The sequence below is a fragment of the Marinobacter sp. L-80 genome, assembly GCF_056859395.1.
Map to the genome: position 1 here is coordinate 1 of NZ_JBSXOI010000007.1, position 7312 is coordinate 7312.

Annotated in this window: 8 protein-coding genes and 1 pseudogene; 2 read left to right on the forward strand and 7 right to left on the reverse strand. The window is 50.8% G+C overall.

Annotated features, from left to right (window positions below; translation table 11 throughout):
• Nucleotides 1-140: 140 nt before the first annotated feature.
• A pseudogene (locus AC13E3_RS00150) lies at nt 141-662 on the forward strand (integrase core domain-containing protein); the annotation flags it as partial.
• Between the two features lie 96 nt (nt 663-758).
• On the opposite strand, the gene AC13E3_RS00155 reads toward AC13E3_RS00150, so the two are convergent.
• The 5 genes from AC13E3_RS00155 to AC13E3_RS00175 all read right to left on the reverse strand — a co-directional run bounded on the left by AC13E3_RS00155 (nt 759) and on the right by AC13E3_RS00175 (nt 4377).
• Entirely contained in the window at nt 759-1031 is a 273-nt protein-coding gene (locus AC13E3_RS00155; RefSeq protein WP_482901554.1) for a hypothetical protein, read from the reverse strand.
• Nucleotides 1032-1136: 105 nt separating this feature from the next.
• A complete protein-coding gene (locus AC13E3_RS00160) occupies nt 1137-2312 on the reverse strand; it encodes an NYN domain-containing protein (RefSeq protein ID WP_405417530.1) in 1176 nt (391 codons plus the stop codon).
• An 85-nt stretch (nt 2313-2397) separates the two neighbouring features.
• The gene (locus AC13E3_RS00165) at nt 2398-2961 is read right to left on the reverse strand and encodes a hypothetical protein (protein ID WP_288367445.1); all 564 of its coding nucleotides are present in this window, start codon (nt 2959-2961) and stop codon (nt 2398-2400) included.
• A gap of 87 nt (nt 2962-3048) precedes the next feature.
• Entirely contained in the window at nt 3049-3444 is a 396-nt protein-coding gene (locus AC13E3_RS00170; RefSeq protein ID WP_126810981.1) for a DUF4357 domain-containing protein, read from the reverse strand.
• A gap of 330 nt (nt 3445-3774) precedes the next feature.
• Complete coding sequence (locus tag AC13E3_RS00175; protein WP_126810980.1) at nt 3775-4377, reverse strand: hypothetical protein; 603 nt, start codon at nt 4375-4377, stop codon at nt 3775-3777.
• 744 nt (nt 4378-5121) lie between these two features.
• Here AC13E3_RS00175 and AC13E3_RS00180 point away from each other — a divergent pair.
• Nucleotides 5122-6072, forward strand: coding sequence for a DMT family transporter (locus AC13E3_RS00180; RefSeq protein WP_104270935.1), 951 nt, complete (start codon nt 5122-5124; stop codon nt 6070-6072).
• Here the strand turns inward: AC13E3_RS00180 and AC13E3_RS00185 are convergent.
• Both AC13E3_RS00185 and AC13E3_RS00190 read right to left on the reverse strand, forming a co-directional pair.
• Nucleotides 6029-6484 carry a hypothetical protein gene (locus AC13E3_RS00185; protein WP_146083415.1) on the reverse strand — a complete coding sequence of 152 codons (456 nt, stop codon included), beginning with the start codon at nt 6482-6484 and terminating at the stop codon, nt 6029-6031. The two genes, AC13E3_RS00180 and AC13E3_RS00185, sit on opposite strands and share 44 nt — an antisense overlap.
• Nucleotides 6485-6691: 207 nt before the next feature.
• The gene (locus tag AC13E3_RS00190) at nt 6692-7180 is read right to left on the reverse strand and encodes a phosphoethanolamine transferase (RefSeq protein WP_482901555.1); all 489 of its coding nucleotides are present in this window, start codon (nt 7178-7180) and stop codon (nt 6692-6694) included.
• Between the last annotated feature and the right edge of the window lie 132 nt (nt 7181-7312).

Genomic DNA, 7312 nt, shown 5'->3' on the forward strand with positions numbered 1-7312 from the left:
CACCATGTGCTGGAACGAATTGCTAAGGCCGACACGCTGGAGAAGCTTGAAGCCTTGCTGCCCTGGAATGCCGAGTTGTTGGCTTTGAAAAAAGTGGCTCAATACGATTAGGGCAAGTGGGTCGATTTAACGGCGCTTACAGCGTACCAGTCACCGTTAATCGATGCTGGTCCATGGATTTCATGAGCGACAGTCTGTTCTGTGGTCGCCGGTTCCGCACCTTCAACGTGGTGGACGATTTTAACCGGGAGGTGCTGGCTATTGAGATTGACCTGAACCTGCCAGCACCGAGGGTCATACGAGTTCTGGAGCGCATCATTGCTTGGCGAGGCTACCCGGCCAAACTACGCATGGATAACGGTCCTGAATTCATCTCGATGGCCTTGGCAGATTGGGCTGAGCAACACGGTATCGAGCTGGAGTTTATCAAGCCGGGCACACCAACTCAGAATTCGTATGTTGAGCGCTTCAATCGGACTTACAGGGACGAGATCTTGAATATGTATGTCTTCCGGAATCTCACCGAAGTCCGAGAACTGACCGAATCCTGGATGACGGAATACAACGATGAGCGCCCTCACGATTCACTGGAAGACCTGACGCCATGGGAATACCTGGCGAAACACCAACGAGCGGAAAACTCTAATCAGCGGTGCAACTGAAACAGGGATGTTTACACTCCGGTGGTGGTCGAGAAAACTGTAACCATCCCCAAGAATGAGCCTGAGGTAGCGACGTTTTGAGTGAAGCTATACCCGCTACGTTTCTCCAGCTGACTTCGATGAAAGGCGAGAAGATAGACGACCGTCCCAAATTTCAAAAAGGATTTCTCGGCTTTCTTTTTTAAGCATGGCTACACGACGGGCAGTCCAGGTTTCAAAGATATATTCCGCCATTTCCGTTGCCACTGGATACGCTGAGCTGTAATTTGCAAAAAGAGCCTCTTCAACTTCTTTCAATGACAATCCCTCTCCATCCCACCGTTTCTTCCTGTTCGGTGCATCTTCAAACCAATCAGATGTTAAGCTCATGTTATGCTCCTCCACTGAAGTGAAGTGGTAATCGGGTTCTACCCCGTTGCTGCGGACATTCCCAAACCCGCCAGAGTGGTGGGATAGATATTGCAGCGCTGATGTTCAAGCCACCTCTTCCAATTCAACAGCCCTTAACATCGTAGATAGATCCGGCATTGCTGGTTTGGTAAAAAGTAGATCTCGGAAAATTGCGGGCTCAAACGCAATATTGTTCTCGGTACACGCAGACCTCAGTCTGCGCATAAATGCCATATCCACTTCTTTCATATGGTCAAGCTCAGACTTTAGCTTCAGCAACCGACTATTGTGTTGAGTGTCGTCAATCAGCTCAAACATCTGAGCCTTATAAAGCAGGACAATGGCCTTTCGGATATCTGCTGCGGTAACGTCCTTTCGCACCGGTGCGATGCGTACTATTAGCTCCTCGATCAACTCCTGCTTTTCGAGGGGAGGTAAATCTCTAAGCCTATCACCAACAAGCCCAAGCAACTCTCTAGGTACCGTGACCCATTTTTTCTTGCGTAGCAGAGCTTGATAACTCTCTCGGCTTCCAGGCTTCAAATCAGCACTAGGCTGGCGGGGGCTATCTGTTGTAATCAGCTCTGCCAACCAAATAGTATTGCTGCCAGGCGACATTTTAAGGGCCACTGTATCTATGGCCCTCAAAAACGTGGAAAAAGAGCCGAAGCCCATGTCCTTCTCACTGAATGCGCTATTGACGTTGAGGACACCTTGTTTCAGCACGTTTAGCGGTAGGGGTTCTGTACTTGCAGCCAGGATGGATTCTACGATCTCGGCTGCATCATCGAACTCAAGCTCTCTCGTGTTGGTTGAGACAGGATCTGTATGGATGTAGCGAGAGCAGGACGATTTCACACTCTCACTCAATGGTGAACGAGGGCCAACCCCGATTACTTCCTTTCCCATTTCCCTTAGACGACGAAATAGCGGTGAGAAGTCAGAGTCCCCCGTTGCCAGCACAAACCAATCGACATCAGCTAGCCGCAACGCATGCTCCATGACATCAACAGTCAGCTGGATATCAGCAGAGTTCTTACCACTCACGGGATGAAAACTGTGGATGAGTTCGAATCCTAGTCGATTCAAAGGAGCCTGGAAATTGGAGATACCTGGTTTACTCCAAACTCCATATGCGCGTCGAACAATCACCTGACCAATAGCACTGATATCTGCCATCAACCGCTCAGTACCATCGTCCTTAACCCACTGCGTCAGATTTTCAACGTCGATGAAAACTGCAATTTTAGACTTTTCCAAACACTCTCTCCTTGTCCCGACCAGTAGAAATAACCAGCCCCAATACAGTGGACACGCATTGATAACAGCGACTGGCTGTGGGCTATTACCCAATAATCTCAACTTTGAGTGGTCGATTGAGCTTTATTGACAGATCCTCCAGCAATTTCTTTTTGCTTTTGGTGTTGCTGTGAGTACAAACAAAAAATTTACCGACTTGAACTTGCCCATATTTTGGATGCTTCGATGTCGATACCAGGTCGACTCCGCTCACGGTATGTCTCAGGGCACGAACGTTCTCTAGACCAAAATACTCGATAGTTGCAGCCATCGTCTGAGCGGCATTTTCTCTCTGAATTATAGCCCCATTGGCCAGCGTCACTTTGATGCCTGTCCGAGCAGATTTAGAGTGCGGCCTTATCGAATATCCGGGCTCGATTTTTACTCTTTCACGGGTTTTTATGTCGATTCCAGAGCTCCATTCACTCTGTAATTTTTCCAGTTTAGAGCGAAACTCTTTAAGTTTTTTTCCTGCGCTACTGATAGCTTCAGCGTCGTCATATTGGCTTTTGCTAAATGCAGCGGAACCCTCCTGATTCAATTGGGATTCAACAACCTCAATTTCCTCTAGTATTAAAGAGAATGCAGCCGATACACCATCAGATTTCATGACTTGCTCCAATCTTTCGCACCGTAAAACGCTGAGTAAATGGATGGCCCTTTGCTCCATCCTGATCACGCGCTTGGCTAGGCATGTTTAGTTCCGCAGCTCTGCAATAACTTTCCAGTGCTTCTCCCCTGGAAGCAAACACTCCCAAAACCTCCAGCCATTAACAGGATTGCCCGTTATTGAAACGGCAGCAGACGACGGTGAAGTAAACCGCTTGCCCTGAACTACAAGCGCCCCCTCTGCTACAACCCCGGTATAAAGTTGGCCCTTATAGGTTGCGCGAAATTCGGTCCCATGGGGAAAGGCAACACCCTTACATACCCATGGCTTTCCGCCGGTAGTCTCGTTACCTGCTGTCGGTTTAGATGCTTGATCGTTAAGCCCGAGGAGCAGCCGAATTACGTCATTCTCGGTCATCGACTCAGACTCTCGACGAACTGTTAGCTCTTTGAAAACTTCAAAATCAACTTCGATAGTTGCCATGACTCGGCCTCTCTAATCAGCGACTATAGAGAGAATAGTAGCTTTTATAGTATTTATAGCAAATAAGTTTTGAGTCTATCGAGGGATCTTTTTATGCAAGGCGCCACCAGCATGCGTGAATACAGAATAGAGGCGAACCTGAAGTATAACGACCGATTCTCTTCTGATTCGGAGTTATCAATGCGTGTCTGTTTAAGTTGCGGGATGCCAGGGAGAGGATAGGAAGGATACATTCCGATTGACGGCTTCGATTGGGATAAATCGTCTAGTCTTTCCGGCGTGCCGGAGCGCAACATAGGTGTGCGTCCGGCAATTACCAATTGTTATGGTTTAATCTGGGCGTGAAAACATCTGCTCTTTATCAGGCATTTCACCAAACTCTTTCTCTAGTTTAGTTGCATGATTCTCAAATTCATCGCTAGCAATGTCTGCTGTCCAGATAGGCCTTGCGCTACCGGTGAACGAATCATCATCAAGGAATGGTGCGAAATGAGATTGAACCACCTTATAGATATTTAGCTCGACCCTCATTTTTGCAAAGTCCATCTGACTCCACGGGATCCAGCCATGTTCGGTTAAATACCAGTAGTTCTCATCTTTGGAGAGCTCTTCTGGATAGCATCGAGCATCACTATTCCAGACAGTTGAGTAACTTCTATGAGCTGCCTCTAAAGATCGAAGGAGCGATGTAGCGTCAACACTCGAAACAGCGTGATTGCTACTCAAGCGATCGTCAAAGTTCCGAAACACCGCATCGTTCAGCTCAATATCGACAGGCAGAGATGCTAGTAAACCATTTGCAGACTTGTAGCCTAAAGACTGAGAAAGCAGTTCTTGAGTTCTCGTTGTCTTAATTGCAACTCCTTCGTCTGCTAGAAGACTACGGAGCGAACCGACCACAGAGTGAAACTCTCTTTTGGAACTAATTTTCATATGAATTCTCCTCTGCGAACCCCATTTATTAGCAGCTGAATTCAAATGAAAATTCATGAAGCAGGATTTCGACGAATAGAGTTGGGGCTCAGGCCTCGTTTAGCCCATGCAGCGATGGCTGCATTGCCCTTGATCTTAGCCGCTGAAAAAGCTGTGTCAAATTGTCAGGGTCCATAACGCCAGTATTCCCTCGCCGACATAAAGGCGCTCTGCGTCGCAAAGTCGGTCCGTTGGAGGCCCGCTCAGGCCGGAACAAAATTGAATGACTTGCTAGGCTATTTGACGCCCCCGCTGCTGAAGCATTCACAGCGTAGCAATGCTATTTTATTTCGACCCATCACCTTTAGTCCGGTTTTCTTCCCAGACCTCCCCAATAAAGCCATTAGCCCTTTACCTTCCCTATTTTTGATGCTAAATATCTCGTCTTATCAATTAGTTGATGATCGTCAACGGAATAAATCTCATGCTATCCGTGGATAACGATGAGAAATCTCGCCTTATCACGGTCACCCAAAATCACAGTTTTGGTGACCCCGCCGCAAGTATCTGATTTCAAAGACCACTAGATCTCACCTTAGCGTTGGACTGACAATGTTACGGGAGCAGATCGTGTGGCTCCCTCCGAAAATGCTCGGAGCCATGGATGGCGGAGAGCAAGCGTACAGGGACGTATTCACAGCGGTTTTCGGAGGGAGCCACTCGATTTGCTCTTGCACCCGAACTTGAAGAGCAAAGGAGAAAAACATGTCTGGAAAAACCGTAAACAGCGCCATCCTGCTGCTGGTGATCGGCAACGCCATGGCATTGATCTCTGACGTGTTCATCAAACTCCTCGAACCCGGCGCCCCGGTGTTCCAGTTTGCCTTCCTGCGCTGCCTGATCACCCTGGCACTCCTGCTGCCAATGGCCGGGCAACTGGACCGGAAAAACCTGTTCGCCGGCCTGAAAATCCACACCTTCCGGGCCCACATCCACCTGGCCGGCCTGCTGTGCATGGTAGTCGCCCTGGCCAACCTGCCGCTGGCGACCGCCAACGCCGTGTTCTACGCCGCGCCCATCCTGGTGATGGTGCTCTCGGTATTCCTGTTCCGGGAAAAACTCACGCCGCTGAGTGTCAGCGCGGTGTTCAGCGGCTTTGCCGGTATTGTGCTCATCCTGCGGCCGGTGGAATTCAACTGGGCGGCCGTGGCGGCGCTTGGCTCTGCCTTTGCCCTGGCCATCAACGCAGTGCTGGTCCGAAAACTGCCGAAACAGCAGAGCACCGTTCACAAACTGTTCCTGAATTACCTGCTGATTCTGCCCGCAGCGGGTGCACTGGCCTGGTGGGAAGGCGCCCAATGGGATTCTGGCATCCTGATCGGTGCCATGGGCTCGGCGCTGTTTATTCTCGTTTACAACATCACCGTACTGCTGGCCTATCGGCAGGTGGATGCCAACCAGGTCACCAGCGCCGAATACACCGGGCTTATCTGGGCCGTGGGGATTGGCTGGATCTGGTTCGGTGAAGTGCCCGACCTGTGGTTCCTGGCTGGCAGCCTGATGATTGTGGTGCCCCTGCTGCTCATTGGTCTGCAGCACCGGCGCAAGGAACCTGCAAGGGGGTTCAACCCGGTCCCGGAGCAACAGGGGCGCCGGAACCAGGAGGAATCATTCAGTGCCGGGAAGATTCAATTAGCACGTGAGTGTCGTGAATAATCCGACCGATACGGGCCTCCGGCGGCAATCCGTCACCATAGCCGAGTTTGATGCGGTAATGGCCCGAATGGTGACGGTGCCAGTCGCGTCGACGATCGTATCTGTCGCGATAGACATCCCGCTTGTGTTTCTTGCCCCATCCGCGCTTGTCACCGTGGTACCTGTGGCGATCGTGGTACTTCCGGTCCCATTGATGCTTCTTGTAGTGCCGTGGTTTGTGGTGGTGCCGATGGTGACGGTCGTCCCGATAGTGGGCCTGCAGGAACTTTTTCTGGTGGCCCGGGGGTAGCGCACTCCCCCGCTCATGGTGCGGTTGCCAGCCATGACCGCGGCGGTCATCGTCACCGGCCATCACCGGAGCCGATGCCATCAGGAATGCCGTTACCAGGCTTCCGATCAACAGTCGCTTCATGATGATTCTCCCGTTCTGCTCAGAGACAGATCTCGCATCCGGACCCAGTGCCGGATGCCTCTGAACCCAGATTATCGAAGCGGGAGCGAATGTCAGTGCCTTGGGGCCTGCTTTGCAGGATCTTTACGCAAGGCCCCGTCAGCTTGACGTTTGAATGGCCGGTAGTGTCGTATTTTCTGTCAGAAGGTGAAGAAAACGTTCAGCGCCTCAGGTGGTTCTGCAGTCCTCGAAAATATTGAGCGACGGCTCGATCGCCCCGGTCTTTACGTTCATCAGTCCCAGCATGGAGGAGAACAGGTTGTCGTGGCTCAACGGTTGCGATGCGATCCGGTTGACGCACTCGGCATCAATCCGGTTATCCATCCGGAAACCGTCTGACAACCACACAACCATGGGCACATGGGTCTGGGCCTCCGGCGCCAGCATGTAAGGAATACCGTGCAGGTAGATGCCACCCTCGCCCAGTGACTCGCCATGGTCAGAGACATACACGAGGGCAGTGTTGTAATCCGCCTGCATGGATTTCAGCATGCGCACGGTTTCCCCAAGCAAGCGATCGGTTACCAGAATACTGTCATCGTAGGCGTTGATGATGGCCTGTTGGTCACAGCTCTGCAGTTCATTGCTCTGACACTCGGGCAGGTACTTTTTCTGGTCCGGTTTGCTGCGCTTGTAGTACTCGGGACCGTGTGTCAATGGCCATTTATTTTGACCCACCTTTGGCCAATAAAATTGACCCACCTTTCATAGTCTAGCTTGTTGTCTTCTGCTTCAGCCGATAGCTTTCTCCTCCCAGCATAAAGATGTGTGAATGGTGGATGACCCGAT

What these genes read in the sequence shown, in the direction of transcription:
- AC13E3_RS00180 (WP_104270935.1), top strand. Translation starts at nt 5,122, where the DNA reads ATGTCTGGAAAAACCGTAAACAGCGCCATCCTGCTGCTGGTGATCGGC.
- AC13E3_RS00185 (WP_146083415.1), bottom strand. Translation starts at nt 6,484, where the DNA reads ATGAAGCGACTGTTGATCGGAAGCCTGGTAACGGCATTCCTGATGGCA.
- AC13E3_RS00165 (WP_288367445.1), bottom strand. Translation starts at nt 2,961, where the DNA reads ATGAAATCTGATGGTGTATCGGCTGCATTCTCTTTAATACTAGAGGAA.
- AC13E3_RS00170 (WP_126810981.1), bottom strand. Translation starts at nt 3,444, where the DNA reads ATGGCAACTATCGAAGTTGATTTTGAAGTTTTCAAAGAGCTAACAGTT.
- AC13E3_RS00155 (WP_482901554.1), bottom strand. Translation starts at nt 1,031, where the DNA reads ATGAGCTTAACATCTGATTGGTTTGAAGATGCACCGAACAGGAAGAAA.
- AC13E3_RS00175 (WP_126810980.1), bottom strand. Translation starts at nt 4,377, where the DNA reads ATGAAAATTAGTTCCAAAAGAGAGTTTCACTCTGTGGTCGGTTCGCTC.